21 protein-coding genes are annotated in these 20,853 nt (G+C 60.8%); 4 read left to right on the top strand and 17 right to left on the bottom strand.

Annotated elements, in window-relative coordinates:
- Positions 1–20: 20 nt before the first annotated feature.
- From M3P21_RS03570 to M3P21_RS03525, 10 genes are all read right to left on the bottom strand, one after another.
- Positions 21–215: a hypothetical protein gene (locus M3P21_RS03570; RefSeq protein ID WP_308445909.1), complete on the bottom strand. Its 195-nt coding sequence runs from the start codon at positions 213–215 to the stop codon at positions 21–23.
- Between the two features lie 25 nt (positions 216–240).
- A complete protein-coding gene (locus M3P21_RS03565; RefSeq protein ID WP_505973656.1) occupies positions 241–1,833 on the bottom strand; it encodes a cytochrome D1 domain-containing protein in 1,593 nt (530 codons plus the stop codon).
- Positions 1,808–3,022, bottom strand: a complete 1,215-nt coding sequence (gene nirJ / locus M3P21_RS03560) for a heme d1 biosynthesis radical SAM protein NirJ (RefSeq protein WP_249706853.1) — start codon at positions 3,020–3,022, stop codon at positions 1,808–1,810. Before nirJ ends, M3P21_RS03565 begins: the two co-directional genes overlap by 26 nt.
- A 1-nt stretch (position 3,023) precedes the next feature.
- The gene (gene ahbB / locus M3P21_RS03555; RefSeq protein ID WP_249706851.1) at positions 3,024–3,509 is read right to left on the bottom strand and encodes a siroheme decarboxylase subunit beta; all 486 of its coding nucleotides are present in this window, start codon (positions 3,507–3,509) and stop codon (positions 3,024–3,026) included.
- A complete protein-coding gene (locus M3P21_RS03550) occupies positions 3,506–3,958 on the bottom strand; it encodes an Lrp/AsnC family transcriptional regulator (RefSeq protein ID WP_249706849.1) in 453 nt (150 codons plus the stop codon). The genes ahbB (M3P21_RS03555) and M3P21_RS03550 overlap by 4 nt, the downstream gene beginning before the upstream one ends.
- The gene (gene ahbB / locus M3P21_RS03545; RefSeq protein WP_249706847.1) at positions 3,955–4,944 is read right to left on the bottom strand and encodes a siroheme decarboxylase subunit beta; all 990 of its coding nucleotides are present in this window, start codon (positions 4,942–4,944) and stop codon (positions 3,955–3,957) included. The genes M3P21_RS03550 and ahbB (M3P21_RS03545) overlap by 4 nt, the downstream gene beginning before the upstream one ends.
- A 3-nt stretch (positions 4,945–4,947) precedes the next feature.
- Positions 4,948–6,087: a cytochrome D1 domain-containing protein gene (locus tag M3P21_RS03540; RefSeq protein WP_249706845.1), complete on the bottom strand. Its 1,140-nt coding sequence runs from the start codon at positions 6,085–6,087 to the stop codon at positions 4,948–4,950.
- On the bottom strand, positions 6,084–6,425 hold the full coding sequence (locus M3P21_RS03535) for a c-type cytochrome (RefSeq protein ID WP_249706843.1): 342 nt from the start codon (positions 6,423–6,425) through the stop codon (positions 6,084–6,086). The genes M3P21_RS03540 and M3P21_RS03535 overlap by 4 nt, the downstream gene beginning before the upstream one ends.
- Positions 6,418–7,191, bottom strand: coding sequence for a uroporphyrinogen-III C-methyltransferase (gene cobA, locus M3P21_RS03530; protein ID WP_249706841.1), 774 nt, complete (start codon positions 7,189–7,191; stop codon positions 6,418–6,420). Before cobA ends, M3P21_RS03535 begins: the two co-directional genes overlap by 8 nt.
- 91 nt (positions 7,192–7,282) lie before the next feature.
- Positions 7,283–9,031, bottom strand: a complete 1,749-nt coding sequence (locus M3P21_RS03525) for a nitrite reductase (RefSeq protein ID WP_249706840.1) — start codon at positions 9,029–9,031, stop codon at positions 7,283–7,285.
- Between the two features lie 168 nt (positions 9,032–9,199).
- Between M3P21_RS03525 and M3P21_RS03520 the strand changes: the two genes are divergently transcribed.
- Positions 9,200–10,381, top strand: a complete 1,182-nt coding sequence (locus tag M3P21_RS03520; protein WP_249706839.1) for an NnrS family protein — start codon at positions 9,200–9,202, stop codon at positions 10,379–10,381.
- Between the two features lie 385 nt (positions 10,382–10,766).
- On the opposite strand, the gene M3P21_RS03515 is transcribed toward M3P21_RS03520, so the two are convergent.
- From M3P21_RS03515 to msrP, 3 genes are all read right to left on the bottom strand, one after another.
- A complete protein-coding gene (locus M3P21_RS03515; RefSeq protein ID WP_249706838.1) occupies positions 10,767–11,414 on the bottom strand; it encodes a TetR/AcrR family transcriptional regulator in 648 nt (215 codons plus the stop codon).
- Between the two features lie 75 nt (positions 11,415–11,489).
- Positions 11,490–12,122, bottom strand: coding sequence for a protein-methionine-sulfoxide reductase heme-binding subunit MsrQ (gene msrQ, locus M3P21_RS03510; protein WP_373319941.1), 633 nt, complete (start codon positions 12,120–12,122; stop codon positions 11,490–11,492).
- A 1-nt stretch (position 12,123) separates the two neighbouring features.
- Positions 12,124–13,023, bottom strand: coding sequence for a protein-methionine-sulfoxide reductase catalytic subunit MsrP (msrP, locus tag M3P21_RS03505; RefSeq protein ID WP_249706837.1), 900 nt, complete (start codon positions 13,021–13,023; stop codon positions 12,124–12,126).
- Positions 13,024–13,280: 257 nt separating this feature from the next.
- On the opposite strand from msrP, the gene ggt reads away from it, so the two are divergent.
- Entirely contained in the window at positions 13,281–15,032 is a 1,752-nt protein-coding gene (ggt, locus tag M3P21_RS03500; RefSeq protein ID WP_249706836.1) for a gamma-glutamyltransferase, read from the top strand.
- 3 nt (positions 15,033–15,035) lie between these two features.
- Here the strand turns inward: ggt and M3P21_RS03495 are convergent, their stop codons facing one another.
- A complete protein-coding gene (locus tag M3P21_RS03495; protein WP_249706834.1) occupies positions 15,036–15,854 on the bottom strand; it encodes a sulfotransferase family protein in 819 nt (272 codons plus the stop codon).
- Between the two features lie 142 nt (positions 15,855–15,996).
- On the opposite strand from M3P21_RS03495, the gene M3P21_RS03490 reads away from it, so the two are divergent.
- Positions 15,997–17,574 (top strand): DUF5928 domain-containing protein, encoded by a 1,578-nt coding sequence (locus M3P21_RS03490; protein WP_249706832.1) that lies wholly within the window; start codon positions 15,997–15,999, stop codon positions 17,572–17,574.
- Between the two features lie 5 nt (positions 17,575–17,579).
- Here M3P21_RS03490 and M3P21_RS03485 read toward each other — a convergent pair whose 3' ends face one another.
- Positions 17,580–18,224 carry a DUF1523 family protein gene (locus M3P21_RS03485; RefSeq protein WP_249706831.1) on the bottom strand — a complete coding sequence of 215 codons (645 nt, stop codon included), beginning with the start codon at positions 18,222–18,224 and terminating at the stop codon, positions 17,580–17,582.
- A 9-nt stretch (positions 18,225–18,233) separates the two neighbouring features.
- Positions 18,234–18,500, bottom strand: a complete 267-nt coding sequence (locus M3P21_RS03480) for a hypothetical protein (RefSeq protein WP_249706828.1) — start codon at positions 18,498–18,500, stop codon at positions 18,234–18,236.
- Between the two features lie 210 nt (positions 18,501–18,710).
- Here M3P21_RS03480 and M3P21_RS03475 point away from each other — a divergent pair, with 210 nt between their 5' ends.
- On the top strand, positions 18,711–20,186 hold the full coding sequence (locus tag M3P21_RS03475) for an NAD-dependent succinate-semialdehyde dehydrogenase (RefSeq protein WP_249706826.1): 1,476 nt from the start codon (positions 18,711–18,713) through the stop codon (positions 20,184–20,186).
- 17 nt (positions 20,187–20,203) lie between these two features.
- On the opposite strand, the gene M3P21_RS03470 is transcribed toward M3P21_RS03475, so the two are convergent.
- Positions 20,204–20,812, bottom strand: a complete 609-nt coding sequence (locus M3P21_RS03470; RefSeq protein ID WP_249706824.1) for a 2-hydroxychromene-2-carboxylate isomerase — start codon at positions 20,810–20,812, stop codon at positions 20,204–20,206.
- Positions 20,813–20,853 lie beyond the last annotated feature (41 nt).

Below are 20,853 nucleotides of genomic sequence, written 5' to 3'. Positions count from 1 at the left end.
CGCCGCGCGGCGATTGCCAGCTACTCCGCCTCATCCATCAACCCGCGCACCCAGCGCCCGGCAAGCCACGCAGCAGGCACGCCCAGCGGGATCGCCCAGAGCACCGAGCGCACCGGGTCAATCGCCTGCCATCCCAGCGCGACGCCGATCAGACCGAGCATGAACAGGTTGATGGCAACCGCTGCCATTGCAAACGGATAAAACAGCAGCGCCAATTTCCAGATCGGCCAGCGGCCGTCCTCAGTGGCTGGTGCCTTCCGAGAATGTGATCTTGTTCCAGACATTGTATTTCCCCGAAGGTTTGCGCATCGGCAGGCGGCGGAGTTCCTCCAGCGTCTGCGCATCATAGACGATAACGGCGCCCTCATCCTCCCAGACCGAAACGAGGGCATGTTTGCCGTCGCGCGTGAACTCTACATGGGCCACGGTGGCGCCGGGCACAGGACGCAGGGTGCGCACGATCTCAAGGCTCTGCTTGTCGATCACATGCATGGCGTCCTTGTTTGGACCAAAGAACACATCAGCCCAGAAATAGGGTGTGTTTTCATGACTGCGCAGAAAAAAACCCGGCCCCTCGGTCGGGATCGTGGTGATCCGTTGCCAGCTTTCGGTGTCGATGATCGACAGCTTGCCTTCCTTCAGATGTGGCGTCGCCATGACCCGTTTGCCGTCACGCAGCCAGCTGATGCCCGACCCCAGATGCGGCATCCCCTGCAGCGGCAGCTCTGCGATCTCGCGGCCAACATTCAGGTTGACCACCACGCCCCGGACCCCGTCCCGCGCCGCACCGACCAGGTTGCGGTAATCATCGTCGAAAAAGAAATCGTCCAGCGGTTCGCTCACTTCTATCCGGCGGCGGGCAAATAGACCTTCGCTAGATGGTATCCCCTCGATCATGCCCTTTTCGCGCGAATGCACGAAGCCTTCATAGACCGGATCGGCATTCGGATCGGTCGCCACTTCCCAGATCTCTGGGGCGTCTTTCAGGGCGAGGATGAAACTCTGTCGTTGCGGGGCCTGATAGACCGCCGAGACGCGGGACGGCGTGCCATCCCTGGCCACCACCTCCATCACGCGGGCCACCGAGAGGTCCTCGGTCGACAGCAGGGTCAGGCTCATCGGCAGGTAGTTGGCAACGGCCAGCCATTTGCCGTCATGGCTGATGGCAATGTTGCGGCTGTTGAGGCCCGCGCGCACGCGACCGACCTCTGCCAGTGACCACAGATCGTATTTCTGCACCCAGCCATCGCGCGACATGATGAACACATAGCGCCCGTCGGGGCTGAATTTCGGGCCGCCATGCACGGCGAAAGGCGTGGCGAAGCGGTCAAGCACCTCGAACGTGTCGCCATCCAGAACCGAGACATGGTGATCGCCGGTCTCTACCACCAGCGTGATGTTCATCGGGTCGCTGTCCCAGACCGGCGCGGAGGATGGGGCATAGTCGGGCACCATGTCGCGGCTCGCCATGATCTCAGCCACGCCCCAGGGCGGTATGCCGACCAGCGGTTCCTTGAGGTAGGCGGTCAGCGTTTCGATTGACGCGGCCTCCAACACATCATCAAAAGCAGGCATCTGCGTCGCCGCGCGCCCGTCGCGGATCACCGCGGCCACTTTCGGTCCGCGCATCCGGCGCAGCGTTTCGGGGATCAGGGCAGGCCCCAGCCCGCCCAACCGGTCCGCGCCATGGCATGACGCGCAGTGTTCAGCATAATCCGCAGCGGGGTCCACCTGTGCCGCGACGGGGGACGTGGCCAGCATGAGGCCCGTCAGAACCAGCACAGGTTTTGCCAGTCGCCTTAGGCGGTCAAAAGAACTGATGCGCCGGATCATGGCGTTTTCCCCGGAATGGTTTGACTTCGAGCCGCTCGGAGCCGGTGACGCCGATTTCGGCGTCGCTGAGGTAACAGGCCGGGTCCTCGGCCCAGGGATCGCCGGTCAGTTGCAGTGCGCGAATGCGGGTGTTGCCGCCACAGACATCCTGCAGCCTGCAGGCCCCGCAGCGCCCTTTTAGCGGACGCGGGCGGGTGCGCAGCATCGCAAGCATCGGGTCGTCGCCGGTCCAGAGTTGCGAGAACGGCGTGGTTTTGACGTTGCCGACGGTGTAGTCCGACCAATAGGTGTCGGGATGAACGCGGCCCAGATTGTCGATATTCGCGACCCCCAGCCCCGAAGAATTGCCACCCCAGGCCGCCAGATGATCGCGCAGATGCGCCACGCGATCGGCATCGAAATTGCGGGCGACCCAACCAAGGAAATACCCGGCATCAGCGTCATTGTTGCCGGTTACGATATCCAGCGGTGCGTCCTTGGTCACAGCCGCCCAGGCGCTCTCCAGCAGCAGGTCCAGCGCGTGGCGGGTGCGTTTATGGGCGGCGTCCTCAGCCCGGTTCTTGTCGCCGCGCCCGGCATAGACCAGATGGCTGAGATAGAACTTGTCGACGCCCTCGTCGTCGCAGAGCGTCAGCAGGTCAGGCAGGTGGTGTTGCGTGCCTTCGGTCAGGCAGAAACGCAGGCCGACCTTGATGCCGCGTTTCTTACATTCGCGCACACCGCGCAAAGCGTCGGCAAAGGCACCGTCGACGCCCCTGAACCAGTCATTGGTGGCGCCGATCCCGTCCAGCGAGATGCCGACATAGTCAAACCCGATCTCGGCGATCCGGTCGGCGGTCGCGCCATGGATCTTGGTGCCATTGGTCGACAGCGCCAGCATCCGCACCAGTTGCCGCGCACGCGTTGCGATCTGGAACAGGTCCTTGCGATCCAGCGGTTCGCCACCCGACAGGATCAGGGCGGGGACCCTGAAGCGGCCAAGATCCTCCAACGTCTCCATCGCCTGTTCGTGGCTTAACTCGCCGGGGAAATCCACATCCGCCGATACGGTATAGCAATGGCGGCATTTCAGGTTGCAGCGGCGGGTGAGGTTCCAGATCACCACCGGTTTGACAGGCCCCGTTCCGCACCGTTTGCGCACCGGGGTCGGATCGACAAGCTGGTGCATGTATTCTGTCAGTCGGAACATGTCAGGTCCTTTCCTTCAGACGCAGACCGGTCTTTTTCAGGATGCGGGTGGAATAAAGAATGTCGCTGGAGCGGCAGGTATCACCAAGGATTGCTGCGATCTGCGCGCGTTTCTCGAAGACCTCGTCGCGCGTTGCCCCATGTACCATGGCAAACAGATTGTAGGGCCAGTCCGGCAACGCGCGCGGGCGCTCATAGCAATGGGTGACGAAGGGCAGCGCGCCGATCCGGGCACCAAATGCGGAGATACGTGCGTCGTCCACGTCCCAGACAGTCATGCCATTGGCCACCATCCCCAGCTTGTAGTGGTTCGGCGCGGCTGCGATACGGCGGATCACGCCACTGGCCTTCAGCGCGGCGATCCGGTCGATCAGCGTGGCCTCGTTCATGCCGAGACCTTTGGCGACCTGCGCGAAGGGTGCGGGCACCAATGGCAGCCCGCCCTGCAACGCTTCGATGATCTGTCGGTCCGTGTCCGTGATGCTCATGCCGCCACCCGAAAGCCGATGAAGAATTCCTGCAGTTTCGGAAACCGGAGCACTGTCAGCCCGGTTTCACGTTCGATCGCATCAGCTGTGGCCCCGATCCCCTCGGGTGTTTCGGTCGCCAGCACGAACCACATGTTCAGATGATGCGTGCGTTCATAATTATGCGCGACCTCGGGGTGCGCATTGACTTTGATCAGGACGGAGTCGAAGTCATGCTCGGGCACCGCCATGGCGCAAAGGCAAAACGCACCGCCCATGGCGGCGGCATCGAAGAACGGACCGAACCGGGTGATGACACGGTCGTCTTTCATGCGGCTCAGGCGGGACAGCAGGTCTGCTTCGGTCAGGTCGAGTTCGTCGGCAACCAGCACATAGGGGTTCGCGACCAGCGGCAGGTCCTCCTGCATGTGATTCAGGATGCGGCGGTCGGTGTCGTCCAGCGGGGTCATGCGGCGGCCTCCTTCGGTTTTATCAGCGCGCCGGTCTGTTTGAAACAGCGGGTTGAAAACAGCACCTTGTGGGCGACGCCCCGCAACACTGGCAAGTCAGCGGCACGGGCCAGAACTTCGCGCGCCTCGGAGCGCGATCTGGCATGGATCATGGAATAAAGGCTGTAGGGCCAGACACCCTCCACCGGGCGGCGCTCATAACACAGCGTCACGCCCGGCACGCTGGCCAGCGCCGGTCCGGCCTGATCCACCTGGGCCTTGGGCACCTGCCAGACGACCATCGCGTTCGATGTCCATCCCAGCGCCCGGTGGCGTACGATCACACCCAGCCGAGAGATAATGCCTGCATTGAGCAGAATGCTAATCCGCCCCATGACAGCATCTGCATCCCGGCCAAGCTGCAGGGCAAGATCGTGGTAAGGGCGCGGGGTCAGGGGCAGGCCGCTGCTGAGCTTTTGCAGCAAGTCGCGGTCGCCCTTTTGCAGGGCGCTCAGATCGGTCGGGCGGCGTTCAGGCACCGCGCCGTGACCGACGCCCATGCGAAACCCCAGATCGACATTGAAGGGCCGCAGCAGCGGCAGGTTCAGCACCTGCAGCCCGGTGTCGCGGGAAATGCGGCCCAGCGTGCCCTGCACATGGGTGCGGTCGGGGCCGGTGGCGACAAACCAGAGGTTCCAGTGATCCTCGCGCAGGTAATTGTGGTTGACGCCCGGTTCGGCGTCAATGCGGGCGGCGACCTCGTCGATCCGGTCTTCGGGGGCCGCGATGGCGGCCAATGTGCTGGCCGAGATGGTGCCCGGTGCGATAGTGCCGCCGACACGGGTGATCCGACCGCTGGCCCGCATCTGGCGCAGCCGGGCGATCACCTCACCCTCGGACAGGGTGAGCGCGCGGGCCAGTTCGCCAAAGGGCTGCCCGGTGATCGGAAACCCGCGCTGCCAATTGTCCAGAAGTTGGCGGTCGATGGGGTCGGTGACGTGATGCATCGCTTATAGCCCCGTCTTGTGCGCACGCGCCGTAAAGAAGATGCCCGAGGGGCTCTCGGCGTCGATCTCGCGCAGTTTCTCGAAGCTTTGCGTGTCGTAGACCATCACCTTGTTGGCATCGCGCACGCTGATCCAGACCTCATGCCCGCGCGGCGTGAATTCCATATGTAGAACGGCAGGGCCGGGTTTGAATTCGTGGATCACCTGCTTGCTGAGCGTGTCGATCACCTGGATCGTGTCGTTCAGCGGGTGGGCGAAATTGACCCAGACATGCCGCCCGTCAGGCCGCGCCATGGCAAAAACCGGCTGGCCATGGGTTTGCGTGCGCGCGGTTTCTTTCAGTGTTCTGGCGTCGATCCACAGCACCTCGTGGTGACCGACGGCGGGCAGCACAAATTCGCTGCCCGCATCGGCCCAGCCCTCCAGATGGGGCATTTTGTAGACCGGCATTTCCTGTTGACCGCGTCCGTAGCCGGGCAACACGCGGATGGGTTGCGGGTCATCGGACCAGAGATCGAGCGCCGTCAGCCCGTCCTCGCCAAACAGCCCGGTGATATAGGTGCGGCCATTGGCAGTGATCAGCGCGTCATAGGGGTTGCGGCCCATATCCGGGATTTTGGTTATCTCGGGCGCGGTGCCTGAGAAATCGGCAATCCAGGTCTCGCCGCTGTCCCAGATGGTGAAGACGAAGCGGCGGCCCGGCGCGTCGACCAGCCCGATGGTTTTACCACCGGTTGGAATGTCGGCGACCATTTCCAGCGTCTCGGCATCGAAGACGCGTACGCCGCCGGGGTCGTAATTCGACACGGCGACCAGTTGCCCGTCATCCGAGATCGCACCGCCAATGGCATTGCCCGATTGCACCACGCGTCCCGCGATCTGGCGGGTAACGATATCAAGCTTGGTCAACCCGCCATCGCGGCCAAAGACATAGGCAAAGCGCTGATCGGGCGAGTAAACCAGCGAGGCGTGGCTGAGATCGCCCAGCCCGTCGATCCGGGCCAGCGCGGCTCGGTCGGATTGGTCGATCAGCAATACCGAACCGGTCGCGCGCTCGATTACCAGCCCCAGATCACCGGTGGCGGTGGGCTGCGCTTGCGCCGGTAAGGTCAACATTGCGGCAATCAAGGCAAGGTATCTCATTGCTCGGGCTCCAACAGATAACGGGCGACCCATTCGGCCTCTTCCTCACTCATCAGGGGACGCCAGCCGGGCATGGCGGTGTCTGGGATGCCGTCCAGAATGACGCCACTGAGGGTTTCCGCATCATGGTGCCGCAGGTTCTGCGCGCGCAGATCGGGACCCAACCCACCCTTGAGCGTCAGCCCGTGGCACGACCCGCAATCCTGATGCACCAGACGTTTCAATGCGCCGGGATCAATGGTCTCGGCGGCAAAAGTCGAGCTTGCCACAAGCGCGACCATCGCGGTGGCAAGGCGGGCGCGTGGCGCAATCCATTGCAGGCAGACGCGTTCAGCCATGGGCCTTCACCTGGTCGACGAGATCGGCGACAGGTTGGCCTTCGCAAAGCGACACCACCTTGCCGATAATGAAAAGTGTGGGGGCTTTGAACGCCTTATCGCGCACATCCGCCGCAATCCGGTCGAGGCGCGAGACCAGCCTGCGCTCGTCCGGGGTGGTGGCACGGCTGATCGCAAGGACGGGGGTGCCGCCCGGCAGATTCTCGGTCATCAGGCCCATGGCGATCTGGCCGATATTGGCCACGCCCATATAGACCACCAGTGTGGTGTCGGGATCGGCCAACCGCTTCCAGTCGAGATCCAGCACCTTGCCCGCCTGACGGTGCCCGGTGACATATTGCACCGAGGTGGCCAGCCCCCGATGGGTTAGCGGCACGCCAGTAACACAACTTGCGCCTTGCGCGGCGGTGATGCCAGGTGCGTAGGCCACCGAAATCCCGCGTTCCGCCAGATACGCGGCCTCTTCCGAGCCGCGCCCGAAGATCATCGGATCACCGCCCTTGAGCCGCGCGACGGTGTGGCCTGCGCGCGCCTCGGACGCCAGAATGTCATTGATCCGCTCCTGCGGCACCGGATGGCATTTGGGGGATTTGCCGACCGCGATCATACGGCAGCCCGGTGTGACCAGGGCAAGGATCTCGGGGCTGACCAGCTTGTCATACACGACCACATCCGCGGCTTTGAGCATCTTGAGCGCCCTGAGCGTGATCAGGTCGGGATCGCCCGGACCGGCACCGATCAGAAAGACTTTTCCGGGCTGGGTCATGGCGGGCTCCATTTGGTCGGACAGGTGCTGGCGAGGATGAATTGGCGGGCGGGCCCAAAGGAACGCGAAATGGCCCGCCCGATAGGCTGCGTCAGTAGACGTCAGCCCGTGTGTTGTAGACGTTGAACTTGCCGGTCGGTGTCACAAGGCGCTCGTCCTTGATCACATGCTTCAGCTCAAGCGTCTTGTCGTCGATCACCACGATGGCACTGGTCAGGTCCTTGGCATTCCAGACCGAGAACCAGATTTCGTTGCCTTCCTGGTTGAACTCACCCTGCACCACGCGGGGCTGCCCCTCGGTGATCCCGGCCCATTCCACGATCGGCAGAACGGTGTATTCCGGCTCTTCCTGGGTCAGTTCGTCGATCTTGAAGACCGCGATCGTTCCGGTGATATCGGCATCGGGGTTCAGCGGCGCATCCACATAGAGGTGGTTCGAGGTCGGGTGCGATTTCACGAACAGTGACCCGCCGCCCATGCTGTAGAGCGTCTGAACCACGGTCCAGGCCTGATCGGGGTGGCCTTCGGGATCGGTGCCAATCAGCGCCACCGTTTCGTCGCCCAGATGCGAGGTCACCCAGACCGGTCCATGGGTCGGGTGCATGATGTTTGCACCACGGCCCGGATGCGGTGTTTCGCCGCCGGTTTCGATCAACGCGGTCAGCTTGGAGTCCTTGGTATCGACTACGGCGACTTTACCACGGGCATTTGCCGCAACCAGGAAGTAGCGCTTGGTGCTGTCCAGGCCACCATCATGCAGGAAACGTTCGGCTTCGATCTCGGTCACTTTCAGGTTCTTGATGTCCGAGTAGTCGACCATCAGGATCTTGCCGGTTTCCTTCACGTTAACGATGAATTCCGGCTTGTAATGCGAACCGAGGATCGAGGCCACACGCGGTTCAGGGTGATATTCCTGATCGTCATAGATCATGCCGCGGGTCGACTTGATCTTGAGCGGCTCAAGTGTGTTGCCGTCCATGATCACGTATTGCGGCGGCCAGTAGGACCCGGCAATCGCATATTTGTCCTCGAACCCTTCGAATTTCGAGGTCTCGACCGAACGCGCCTCGGAACCGACCTTGATCTCGGCCACTGTGGCGGGCTCTTCCATCCACAGGTCGATCATGTTGACCCGAGCATCGCGCCCGATCACGAACAGATAGCGGCCCGATGCGGAAATCCGGCTAATATGCACCGCATAACCGGTGTCGATCACCGCCTTGATCTCATAAGACGCGCCGTCGATCAGGGCGATCTGGCCCGCGTCGCGCAAGGTGACAGAGAAGAGGTTGTCGATATCGATATCGTTCATCTTCTCGGTCGGACGGTCCTCGGGCGGGATGACCAGTTGCCAGCTGTCACGCATCTCGGCCATGCCAAACTCAGGCGGCGAGGCGGGTTCCAGCAGGATGTAACGCGCCATCAGGTCGATTTGTTCTTCGCTCAAATCACCTGAGGTGCCCCAGTTGGGCATCCCGGCGGGCGAGCCGTAGGTGATGAAGTCGCGCAGATATTCGAACCCGTTCTCGCGGGTCAGGTCGGTGGTCAGCGGTTTGCCCGTCGCCCCTTTGCGCAGCACGCCATGGCAGCCTGCGCAGCGTTCGAAATAGATCTTGTTTCCTATGTCATACTCTTCCTGCGTCATCACCGGATCGCCTTCCTTGCGGCCGGGGATCTCGAGGTTCAACTCTCCGAGTGTGGTCATGCTAGGTTGGTAGGAAGCTGTCGCGTCATCGCCATGATCTTGCTCTTGTGCGGAAACCATGGGTGCGGCCAGACCCAGCGCCAAAGAAGCGCTGGTCAGAAGCAAAGTTCTGCGAATGGCTGTGGTCGTTCTCATAACGGTATCTCCGTCGGTGGCTGGTGAGGCCCCCTGAGTCTGTCAGCCGCGCGCGTGCCCCGCCTTGACTTAAGTTAAGGTCGCCCGGTCATCGCGCCGCTAACTCTGACTGGACAACGAGCGAGCAGATCCGCGCAGCTTTGGGCCAGCGCGGGCAGGAGATAAGACATGGGTGTCGTGAACCGCCTGTTTTCCGAGGGATTCCGGGTGTTCTTTCTGGCGGCCGGGCTATACGCCCTGTTCACCGGGCTGGTCTGGGAGCTGTTTCTGAGCGGTCTGGACGCAGCCCCCGTTCTGGGGCCGCCACCGGTGATGTGGCACGCGCATGAGATGATCTTCGGCTATGCCAGCGCCGCAATAGGCGGATTCTTTCTGACCGCGGTGCCAAGCTGGACCAATACCCAAGGCGCCCGGCAGGGGTTCATCGCGCTTGCCGCAGCGCTATGGCTGGCGGGGCGCCTGGCCATCTGGTACGCCGCCGCGCTGCCGCCGCTGCTGGTCGCGGTGGTTGATCTGGCCTTTCTGCCGATTCTCGCGCTTAAAATTCTCACCCAGTTGCTGAAACGTCCGAAACCGCAGAACGTGATGTTTCTGCTGTTTCTTGTCTATCTCTGGGTTTCGAACCTGCTGGTGCATCTGGAATGGCTGGGCGTCACTGATGACACGGCCGCTGCAGGTCTGCGCGGCGGGTTGATCACCCTGTGTGCGCTGATCGCAGTGCTGGGCGGGCGTGTGACACCCGCCTTTACCCGCAATGCGATGAAACGGGCGGGGGTGCCCGAGGTTAACTGGCCCAGCAGCCACAAAGTGATAGAGCGCCTGTCGCTTGTCTGTGCACTTGCGTTGCCGCCTTTGACCATGTTGTCGGCGCCGGATTGGCTGATTGGTTCGGTTGCCCTTCTGTTCGGAGGCGTACAGGGGGTTCGCATCATGCGATGGGGCGGGGCATGGTGCTGGAACCAACCGATCCTGCTGGCGCTGCATCTTGGCATGGCAATGCTGGCGCTTGGCATGATCCTGACAGGTCTGGCCCGGTTTGGGATCGGCAATGAACTGGCCGGGCTGCATGTTCTGGGGATTGGCTGCGTTGGGGGTATGACGCTGGCGGTGATGAGCCGTGCGGCGCTTGGTCATTCGGGGCGTGCCCTGATCGCCCCGCGCCCGATGGCAGTGGGATACGCGCTGATCACATTGGCGGCGTTCACCAGATGGGCGGGGGTTGAGTTGGATATCTTCTATCTGCCAGCGCTTCTGGCGACGGGGGGGCTGTGGATCGCGGCCTTTGGCCTCTTCCTCTTTGCGCTTTGGCCAGCCCTGATCGGGCCGCGTGTGCCGGTTCCTGCCCGGTAACGCATTGGTACGACGGGGACGGCCGGATAACGCAAGTTGCCAAGTTCTAAATCTTAAAGTTTGTCAGTTAATGATTGACGCAAAGCCCTGACAAAGCTAAAGCTGACAATAATTCAGGTTGAGGAGCGGATGCATCTCATGGAGACAACAGGCACAACCGGATCATTGCCTTACGGCGTCCTCGGCGACCCAACGTGGGGGGAGACCGTATTGATGCGATGCAAGCGCGTCGGTCCCATCGGGTTCGCGGTTGTTGTGCTTTATCTTTGTTTGGCCTATGCGGCGTTTTCCATCGACCGCTGTTTTCCACTCGGCGATCCGAACCTGTGCAGCCCAAAGCAAATGCCGGAAAATGTGCTGACTCGATAGTCGCTTTACGGATGTCTCAGGTGTCATGCCCCAAAGGCAGGATCGAGACATCCCAGGCCGCCAGCAGCATTTCGATAGCGTCATCGAGAATCCTGCGGCCTTCTTCTTCGTCATGCTGCAGCGCCGTCGCCACTGCCGCGCCGCCAAGCGAGATGATCAGCAGCAGTGCTCGGTTCGCCCGGTCATAGGCTTCTTCGCGAAACAGATGCTTTGAGGCAGCAAAAACGGCGTCCCGGTTGCGCAACGTGTCATTGGCATCAATGGTCTGCAATTCCTTGTCGGTCGCGTAGCCCAGCCAGATGTCACTTGCGACCGGGTCCTTGCGGCCAAGATCGTAATACTGGTTCACCAGCTTGACGGTGGTGCGGGACAACTCGGCCAGAGAATTTGGCCGATCGCTCAGGATCTCCTGGTTCTTTCTGGTGTTGTCATCAAGATAGGCGGTCGCAAGTTCAGCAACGATGGCGCGCTTGTTGGGGAAATACTGATAGATTGATCCCATGGTCACACCGGCCGTCTTGGCGATGTCCCCCATTTTTATGCCAGCAGTGCCCTTTTCCTGAGCCAGTTTCTTGGCGGCGTTGAGTATCAGTTCAACCCGCTTCTGACTTCTTTTCTGAATGGGGGCCCGCACCGGTTCCCGTCGGGGTAGAGTTCGTGCCATGGCAAATACCTGATTTACTTTCAGGTTACCGGGAGGCAAGCGGGTCGTCAAGCGCATGCTGCCGGGGCGTGCCTGTCACACCTGCTTTAGACTATTGCGCGGCTCTGGCAATCCCGGTTGTCGCTTGCGTTGCACTTGAAGGCGCAGCAACAGAAGCACGCCGATGATTGTCAGGTAGATCAGCGGCTCGATCTGGAACCCTTTGGCAAGCATCAGATAATGCAGCCCGCCCAGCACGACGCCCACATAGACCAGCCGATGCACCGATCGCCATCTGGGTCCCAAACGGCGGACCGAGAAGTTGTTCGAGGTCAGCGCCGGTGGCAGCAGCAGCAGAAATCCCGCCATGCCAACCGTGATATAGGGGCGTTTCACGATATCGGCCCAGATCTGTTGCGGAATCTGGACGTCGAGAAGCAGCCAGACCAACAGGTGCATGGACAGGTAGAAAAAGGCCAGGACGCCGATGGCGCGGCGGAATTTCATCAGGTTCAGTCCCAGATGGCGCCGCAGCGGCGTGACCGCGAGACCCAGGATCAGCAATTGCAGCGCCGCCTCACCCAGTTTGTGCTCCAGCGCGCTGATCGGTTCGACCCCCAACCGGCCCGTCGCACCCATCCAGAGCCAGACCATCGGCGGCAGAGCGCCCGCCAGATACACCGCCCAGACGGGCAGCTTTCTGAGATATGGATTCAAGCGGTCCAGCACGTCAGTAATTCTGGGCCAGATCCATGCCCTCGTAAAGGCTGGCCACTTCATTCTCATAGCCGTTGAACATCAGCGTAGGCTGGCGTTTGGAGAACAGACCGCCCCCGATCCGGCGCTCGCTGGCCTGCGACCAGCGGGGATGGTCCACTTTCGGGTTCACGTTGCTGTAGAACCCGTACTCGCCGGGGATCAGCGTGCTCCAGCTTGTGGGCGGCTCTTTGTCAGTAAGAGTGATGCGCACGATGGATTTGATCGATTTGAACCCGTATTTCCAGGGCACCACCAGCCGCAATGGCGCACCGTTCTGGTTTGGGATCGGCTTGCCATAGATCCCGGTCGCCATGATCGTCAGCGGATGCAGCGCCTCGTCCAGACGCAGGCCTTCGCGATAGGGCCAGTCGATGGTCCGATAGGCGGTGCCCGGCATCTCGGAGGGGCGCAGCAGGGTCTCGAAGGCGGCATATTTTGCGCCCTCCTGAACCCCAGCCATGGCCAGCAGATCACCCAGTTCGAACCCGTTCCACGGCACGATCATCGACCATGCCTCAACGCAGCGGAACCGGTAGATGCGCTCTTCGACCGTCATCTCGGACAGGATGTCCTGAAAGCTGTATTCGCCAGGATTGTCGACCAGACCGTCGATCTTGACGCTCCAGGGGTCGGTTTTCATCTGATGAGCGTACTTGGCCGGATCTTCCTTACCGGTGCCGAATTCGTAGAAATTGTTGTAGGTGGTGATCTCTTCCCAGCTATTGGGTTCCAGGGTTTCGGCCGAAAGGGAACCAGCTGCCACCGCAAGGCCTGTTCCTGCAAGACCTGCGATCACCTGACGCCGGTTCAGATAGACATGTTCCGGCGTCACATCCCCGTAGCTCAGGTCATTTTTCCAGCGATGCGCCATCAGTGTCTCCGTACCGGTTTGTTTCCTGTGACATAGCCATAGGCCGCTAGAGGTAAAAGAAAACTGTTCTCACGTTTGAGCGACGGAATTGTAACGTCGCGGGCGGCAATCGGCGAGGGCCGGGCAGGTGCTGCAAATTCAGGTGGCTTTGCAATGCCGTCGCGTTAGGCTTGGGGGTGAGTCTCATGCCGCCTCGCAACCTCTGGTGGCTTCGGGTCACGGTGATCGCCACCTCACATGCGCAGGAGAAACCCACAATGCACAGATATTCGTTGATCGCAGCTTTGGTGCCCGGGTTAGTGCTGGCCAGCGCAGCCCAGGCGCAGGACCCCGCGCCCGAGGTCGGCTATGGGTGGGAAGAAAAGCACTCGGTAACCGGGCAGGAGTTCATGGTGTCCGCGGCAAACCCGCTGGCGGTGAAGGCAGGTTATGACGTGCTGGCCGAAGGCGGCACGGCGGTGGATGCGATGATCGCCGTGCAACTCATGCTGAACCTGGTCGAGCCGCAATCATCGGGCATCGGGGGCGGGGCCTTCATGCTGTATTGGGACGCCTCGACCAAGCAGCTGATGACCTTTGATGCGCGCGAAACCGCCCCCGCCACTGCCACGCCAGAGCGGTTTCTGGATGAGAACGGCGAGAAGATGCCGTTCAAACAGGCAATCTCGGGCGGGCAGGCGGTTGGCGTACCGGGTATCCTGCGGCTGATGGAGGTGACCCATAACCTCTATGGGAAGCTGCCATGGGCCGATCTGTTCCAATCCACGATTCAGACCGCCGAGGCCGGATTCGCAGTGTCGCCGCGCATGGCAAGCTCGCTGCAGAGCACGATCGATTTCGAAATGCCGCTGGATGTATATCCAGGCGCGGATGTCTATTTCTTTGACGAAGCGGGCGCGCCCCTGACCGAGGGCACGTTGCTGAAAAACCCCGAATTTGCCGACACCTTGCGCATTCTGGCCGCTGAGGGTGCCGATGCATTCTATGCCGGTCCCATCGCCGAGGATATTGTGGCCGCCGTTGCCGGGACCTCGACGGTGGAAAACAACATCACGTTGCAGGATTTGGCCGACTACCGGGTCAAGATTCGCCCGGCAGTCTGTGCGCCCTACCGCGCCTATGACATCTGCGGAATGGGGCCGCCCACCTCGGGCGGGCTGACGGTTGGGCAGATTTTGGGAATCCTCGACAAGTTCGACATCAAGGATATGGGTTGGTCGCCGGAATTTGTGCATCTCTATGCCGAGGCCGCCAAACTGGCCTACGCAGATCGGGGACTTTACATGGCCGACAGCGATTTTATCGACGTTCCGGTCAAGGGTCTGGTGGACCCGGCTTACCTCGCCGAGCGCGCCAAGCTGATTGATCAGAACAGCGCGGCTGACAAACGCGAGGCGGGCAACCCGCCCTATCAGGACAGCGCGCTGAACCTTGCGCCCTCCAAGAACCCGGGTCGCCCCGGCACCAGCCATATCGTGATCCGAGATGCCTATGGCAACGCGCTGTCGATGACGACGACCATCGAGACATTCTTTGGCAGCCGGGTTTTTGCGCGCGGCTTTCTGCTGAACAACCAGCTAACCGATTTTGACCGCGCACCAAGAGATGGCGACCGGCTGGTGGCGAACCGGGTCGAAGGCGGCAAGCGCCCGCGCAGCTCAATGGCCCCGACAATTGTGATGAAGGACGACGCCCCGTATCTGCTGGTCGGCTCCCCCGGCGGTAGCCGGATCATCAACTATGTGGCCAAGACCATCATCGCCGTTCTGGATTGGGACATGGATCCGCAGGACGCCATCGAAACCGGCCATTTCGTGCATCGCAACACCGGCGCGGTTGATCTGGAGGAAGGCACAAGCGCGGCGGGCTTTGCCGAGGCGCTTGGCGGCAAGGGTCATGAGGTGAACCCGCGCGACCTCAATAGCGGGCTGCACGCGATCCTGATCAAGGATGGCAAACTGATCGGTGCGGCAGACCCGCGTCGCGAAGGGATCGCGATGGGGCGCTAAGCATCACGCGCCCAGCTTGGCGTGGACCTCGTCCAGATCAATCTCTCCGGTCGGCATCTTGTTGGCCGGGTTTTCGAAATCGTATTTGAACAAGTCGAAATCGCGCTTGTAGATCTCATAAACCATATGCATCGACAGATCGTCGAAATAGTCCTCGACCGGATGCTGCCGCTTTGGTCCGTGCCCTTCGGATTCGTTGAACCGCGGCACTGTCTCCAGATCGACCTGATGCGGGGTGTCAATGGCATCGACGACCTTCTGCATGCCGTCATTGAAGGTCTCGGTCCAGAAGATGTTGTCGTACTGCCCGCCATTGCTGATGAAGGTCGAGACATGGCCTGACATGGCCGACCAATGGATGTCCGGGTCCATCGGGCGACGCCAGCGGATGGTGTCACGGGCAAAGAGCAGGAAGCGTCGAAAGCTTGCGATCTGGTCGAACTCCTGCTTGCCGTCGTCGCCGCCGACCTCGACCCCGTATTTATAAACCAGCATCGGCACCATGTTGCCGCGATACCGGCTGCCATTGCGCTGGATGCCGCAGATCTTGTCGAAGAACGAACTCAGGATCCGGGTATAGGGGTTGCGGACGCAGGTGAATGCGTAGGATTTATGGGTCTGCACATTGTGGGCAATTGGCTGCTGGCTGCCCTCCAGCGCCCATTTGTGCAGGCCGGATTGCGCATCATGGATATCGCCGTCGAAAAACTGGCCGTGGTCCGAGTAATACATGATCTGACCGATGGTCGAGCAGGCGCATTTTGGCACCACGCGATAGACCACGCTTTCGCTTTCAGTCATCCAGGTTCCTGGAAAGCCCATCTGCCTTGCCTCCTGTCCCCGCTTCGTCATAATTGACCGCAGGCGTCTTGACCTTAAACCAAGCAAAAATATTCCGTTTGTTCAATCGGTGTTAGCGGCGAATGGGCAAATGGCGGGCAGAAACAGGGACTGATCGTTAAAAATGGCAAAAATCGCCTATATCCTTCTCTGTCATAAGGATCCTGACGCGATCATCCTGCAGGCCGAACGTCTGACGGCGGCGGGCGATTACATGTCGATCCATTTCGACGCCCGCGCCAATTCCCGGCATTTCCAGAAAATCCAACAGGTTCTGCACGACAACCCGAATGTCACCTTCGCCCGCAAGCGCATCAAATGCGGTTGGGGGGAATGGTCGCTGGTGCAGGCCTCGCTCAACGCCATCGAAGCCGCAGTCGAGGCGTTCCCGGATGCCACGCATTTCTACATGCTCTCGGGTGACTGCATGGCGATCAAGACGGCGGAATATGCCCATGAGTTTCTGGATGAAAATGACAAGGACTTCGTTGAAAGCGTCGATTTCTTCGACAGCTACTGGATCAAGACCGGCATGCGCGAAGAGCGGCTGATCTATCGCCACTATTTCAACGAGCGCAAGCACAAAAAACTGTTCTATGCGTCGTTCAACCTGCAAAGGAAACTGGGCCTGACACGAGAGATTCCTGCCGACCTCCAGATGATGATCGGCAGCCAATGGTGGTGCTTACGGCGACAGACCATTGAGGCGATTCTGGAGTTTAGCCGCACCCGCCGCGATGTGATGCGGTTTTTCCGGACCACCTGGATCCCGGATGAGACCTTTTTTCAGACGCTGGTCCGCCATCTGATCCCCGAGGAAGAGATCGACAGCCGGACGCTGACTTTTCTGATGTTTTCGGACTACGGCATGCCGGTCAGCTTCTATAACGATCACTATGATCTGCTGCTGAGCCAGGATTTCCTGTTCGCCCGCAAGATCAGCCCAGAGGCAAAAGAGTTGAAGATCCGTCTCGGCCGGCTCTATGCAACGCGCGGCGTTGATTTCCAGATTTCGAACGAGGGGCGCAGTCTCTATAAATTCCTGACCGGGCGCGGCCGGATCGGGCGTCGTTTCGCGATGCGGTTTTGGGAGACTGAGAGTTCGCTGGGCCGCGAGCGCGAGTTGATGATTGTGGTCTGCAAGAAATGGCATGTGGCCAAGCGCCTGCTGGAACAGATCAGGCAGGTCACCAACCTGCCCGCCATCGACTATCTGTTTGACGAAGAGGCCACCGCGCTGCCCGATCTGGGCGGCATTCAGGCAACGCTTGGCAAACGCACCCGCCACCGCCGTGCATTGATGCGGATGCTGTTTGAGTATTTCGACACCGACCGGCTTGTCGTCTGCATGGACCCGTCGAATATCGAGTTGCTGAACGATTTCTATTCCGACCGTTCAAAAACGCGCATATTGGAGATCGAATGTCAGTTCACCGACGACTACCTGATCGGTCATGCCCGCCGGGTCGGTCTGGCGGGCGAGCGCACGTCGCAGGCAACGCTGGAACGGCTGCTGCCCACCATCCGCAACGACCTGACCTATGAGGCTGACCGGATTCGCGACGCGGGCTTTGAGAAATATGGCCGCATCCATCAGGCCGCCGATGCGGAAACCAATGGCGAAAAGCTGGCCGCGTTCCTGTCCATCTCGTCAGAGAAAGGTCTGCAGATCGCCGCCACCGACCATCTTTATGCCGACTGAGCGACCTACTTGGCCTTTGAACCACCTAACCAGCGCTTGAGCCGTCCCTGTTTCTCGGCGATGGCGTCGCCTGCCGCGTAGAAGCTGTCTTCGACATCTTCCAGCATCGGGTCGATCCGGCGCTGGCGGAAACGGCGCCAACGCACATAGAGCGCCCAAAGCAGGGCGAAAAAGACCGTCAGGAAGACGATGTTGAACCAGTTGACGACCTTGTAGTCTGGTCCCTCTACCGGCTTGAGCGATACCGCGTTGGGAAAGATCGACAGAAATTCATTGCGCCAGCCATAATGGCGCATCAGCACCCATTTGGGGTTCTCTGCGGTCGATTTCATGTCCACCGCCTCGGCTTGCAGGTTCGAGGAATGCACCTTGAAATAGGGCGGCCAGCCCCAGCCGGTATCCTCGTTGCGATAGACCATGACCTTGCCATCCGCTTTGCGGGTCTGGATGAAGAACACGTCCCGGTTCGGCGTCGTGGTATCGCTGCCCACATCGGCGCGCGACCAGAACAGGCTGTTGTCACCCGGGTCGATACGCTTTTCATAGGTATCGGTGATCCGCACCACGTCATATTGCGGCAACGTGTAGTGCAGCGCCGCCGCAACCGTGCCCCAGAAGAGAAGGATGAATGCCCATTTGACATAGACCATGGCGGGTCCTCACATGAAATTCGTTACATAGATCAGCAGCCCGATCAGCCCGAGCGGCACCACATAGACCCCAAGGATCAGCTTGCGGCGGAATGAGGCATCATATCTCTTCAGACCCCGTCTCACAAAGGCATCCCGGTCGCCCGTCATGCCTTTTTCCCGCCACCGCGCCTCGAGCTTGCCGCGTCGCACATTGCGGGAATAGAGCGACAGGCAGACATAGACAACCGTCAGAATAACAAGCAGCGGAATCAGAAATCTCAACGCCGCGATCATTTCGGTGCCCTTTGGCCGGTTCGGGGTTCACTGGTATATGTGGCAAATGGGTCCGGCGGTGTCGAGCAAACTGTTCCGGCCAAGTGTCGCGACCCCGCCAATCTGGATCGTTCGGCAGGTAAAACTGGCCCTTTCACAGGCGCGCGGGCTCAACTAGCGTTGCGACAACGATCCGCGATGCCGGAATCCAACACCCTTCGGAGAATCACTATGCTCGACACCGCCACCGATCTGAAATCAATGCTGAAAGACCCCTCACTGCTGGTCACGCAAGCCTATATCAACGGGCAGTGGGTGGATGGCGCCAAAGGCACATTCGCGGTTTCCAACCCGGCACGCGGGGATGTGATCGCAGAGGTCGCCGATCTGAGCCGTGCACAGGTTGCACAAGCCATCGCCGCCGCGGAAGCCGCGCAGAAGGACTGGGTCAGGCTGACAGGCAAAGAGCGCGCGGTGATCCTGCGCCGCTGGTTCGAGCTGATGATCGAAAACGCCGATGACCTTGGCAAAATCCTGAGCGCCGAACAGGGCAAACCGCTGGCCGAGGCGGTGGGTGAGATCGGCTATGGCGCCTCCTTCATCGAATTCTTCGGTGAAGAGGCGAAACGCATCTATGGCGAGACGATCCCCGGACACCAGCGCGACAAGCGGATCATGGTGCTGAAACAGCCCATCGGCGTGGCAGCCTCGATCACGCCGTGGAACTTTCCCAACGCGATGATCACCCGCAAGGCGGGTCCGGCGCTGGCGGCGGGTTGCGCCTTTGTTGCGCGCCCGGCCTCGGAAACCCCGCTCTCGGCGCTGGTGCTGGGCGTGCTGGCAGAACGTGCGGGCCTTCCTGCCGGGGTGCTGAACATCGTTCCCTCATCCTCGGCCAGCGAGATCGGCAAGGAGTTCTGCGAAAACCCGGTGGTGCGCAAGCTAACCTTCACCGGCTCGACCGAGGTGGGCCGCATTCTGCTGCGCCAATCCGCCGAGCAGGTCATGAAATGCTCGATGGAATTGGGCGGCAACGCACCGTTCATCGTGTTCGACGACGCCGACCTTGATGCGGCCGTGGAAGGCGCGATGCTGTGCAAGTTCCGCAACAATGGCCAGACCTGCGTCTGCGCCAACCGCATCTATGTGCAGGCCGGCGTCTATGACGCTTTTGCCGCCAAGCTGAAAGTGGCAGTCGAGAAGCTGAACGTCGGCGACGGGCTGACCGAAGGCGTCACCACCGGCCCGTTGATCAGCGCCGAGGCTGTGGCCAAGGTCGAAGAGCATCTGCAGGACGTGACCGCCCATGGTGGGCAGGTTCTGACCGGTGGCAAACGGCACGCTTTGGGCGGGACGTTTTATGAACCCACCGTCGTCACTGGGGTGACCCAGGACATGAAGGTCGCTCAGGAAGAAACCTTTGGTCCCCTCGCGCCACTCTTCAAATTCGAGGATGAGGACCAGGTCATCGCCATGGCCAATGACACGATCTTCGGCCTTGCCTCTTATTTCTATGCCAAGGATCTGAGCCGGGTCTACAAGGTCGCCGAGGCGCTCGAATATGGCATTGTTGGCGTCAATACCGGTATCATCTCGACCGAGGTCGGCCCCTTTGGTGGCGTCAAGCAATCGGGTCTTGGCCGCGAAGGCAGCCATCACGGGATCGAGGATTACCTGGAGATGAAATACATCTGCCTTTCGGTGTAACGGGTCAGGCGGCGCGCTCAGGTTTTTGGGCGCGCGGCCCAGCCCATAGCCTCCTCAAGCCGGTCGTCGCCCCAGAACAGCTCTCCGTCATCGGTGGTGAAGCTCGGTGCGCCGAACAGGCCCAGAGATTGCGCCGTTTCCGTAGACTTGCGCAGCCCGTCCTTGACAGCAGGGTCGGTTTGCGCGCTGTGGACAATTTCCGGCCCATCCTGATCAAGGCTGTCGAGCAGGCAAGTCAGGAATTCAGCGTCGCTGATACACGCCCCTGTCGCGAACTGCGCGCTATAGACAGCGCGCGTGAAAGCGGGGGCCCAGGTGGCCTCGGCACCGATGGTGGCGATCCGCGCGGCAAGCAGGCCATTTTGCGGAAACGGATCAGGGCGATGCACCGGTGGCAACCCGTGTGCCGCCGCGCGACGCTCCAGATCACACCACATGTATCGACCCTTGGCTTCGTAAATGTTGAAAGGCGAGGTTTCCCACCCCTGCGCGTGGAAGATCGGGCCAAGCAGGAACGGGTGCCAGATCACGTCAATCCCCCTGGCGCGGCAGCACCCCTCGATCCGCATGGCGCTGAGATAGGAATATGTCGAGGCGAATTCGTACCAGAAATGTAATCGGGGCATGGGCCGGGTCCTGTCTGGGCAGAGGCTTTCTTGGTGGCAGT

Source organism: Ruegeria spongiae, assembly GCF_023502395.1.
GTDB classification, from domain to species: domain Bacteria; phylum Pseudomonadota; class Alphaproteobacteria; order Rhodobacterales; family Rhodobacteraceae; genus Ruegeria_C; species Ruegeria_C spongiae.
This window is presented reverse-complemented; position numbering and strand designations above follow the sequence as displayed.

Bases quoted from the DNA above. Each gene is read 5' to 3' on its own strand.
- M3P21_RS03565 (WP_505973656.1), bottom strand. From the start codon at position 1,833: ATGATCCGGCGCATCAGTTCTTTTGACCGCCTAAGGCGACTGGCAAAA.
- nirJ (WP_249706853.1), bottom strand. From the start codon at position 3,022: ATGTTCCGACTGACAGAATACATGCACCAGCTTGTCGATCCGACCCCG.
- ahbB (WP_249706851.1), bottom strand. From the start codon at position 3,509: ATGAGCATCACGGACACGGACCGACAGATCATCGAAGCGTTGCAGGGC.
- M3P21_RS03550 (WP_249706849.1), bottom strand. From the start codon at position 3,958: ATGACCCCGCTGGACGACACCGACCGCCGCATCCTGAATCACATGCAG.
- ahbB (WP_249706847.1), bottom strand. From the start codon at position 4,944: ATGCATCACGTCACCGACCCCATCGACCGCCAACTTCTGGACAATTGG.
- M3P21_RS03540 (WP_249706845.1), bottom strand. From the start codon at position 6,087: ATGAGATACCTTGCCTTGATTGCCGCAATGTTGACCTTACCGGCGCAA.
- M3P21_RS03535 (WP_249706843.1), bottom strand. From the start codon at position 6,425: ATGGCTGAACGCGTCTGCCTGCAATGGATTGCGCCACGCGCCCGCCTT.
- cobA (WP_249706841.1), bottom strand. From the start codon at position 7,191: ATGACCCAGCCCGGAAAAGTCTTTCTGATCGGTGCCGGTCCGGGCGAT.
- M3P21_RS03525 (WP_249706840.1), bottom strand. From the start codon at position 9,031: ATGAGAACGACCACAGCCATTCGCAGAACTTTGCTTCTGACCAGCGCT.
- M3P21_RS03520 (WP_249706839.1), top strand. From the start codon at position 9,200: ATGGGTGTCGTGAACCGCCTGTTTTCCGAGGGATTCCGGGTGTTCTTT.
- M3P21_RS03515 (WP_249706838.1), bottom strand. From the start codon at position 11,414: ATGGCACGAACTCTACCCCGACGGGAACCGGTGCGGGCCCCCATTCAG.
- msrP (WP_249706837.1), bottom strand. From the start codon at position 13,023: ATGGCGCATCGCTGGAAAAATGACCTGAGCTACGGGGATGTGACGCCG.
- ggt (WP_249706836.1), top strand. From the start codon at position 13,281: ATGCACAGATATTCGTTGATCGCAGCTTTGGTGCCCGGGTTAGTGCTG.
- M3P21_RS03495 (WP_249706834.1), bottom strand. From the start codon at position 15,854: ATGGGCTTTCCAGGAACCTGGATGACTGAAAGCGAAAGCGTGGTCTAT.
- M3P21_RS03490 (WP_249706832.1), top strand. From the start codon at position 15,997: ATGGCAAAAATCGCCTATATCCTTCTCTGTCATAAGGATCCTGACGCG.
- M3P21_RS03485 (WP_249706831.1), bottom strand. From the start codon at position 18,224: ATGGTCTATGTCAAATGGGCATTCATCCTTCTCTTCTGGGGCACGGTT.
- M3P21_RS03480 (WP_249706828.1), bottom strand. From the start codon at position 18,500: ATGATCGCGGCGTTGAGATTTCTGATTCCGCTGCTTGTTATTCTGACG.
- M3P21_RS03475 (WP_249706826.1), top strand. From the start codon at position 18,711: ATGCTCGACACCGCCACCGATCTGAAATCAATGCTGAAAGACCCCTCA.
- M3P21_RS03470 (WP_249706824.1), bottom strand. From the start codon at position 20,812: ATGCCCCGATTACATTTCTGGTACGAATTCGCCTCGACATATTCCTAT.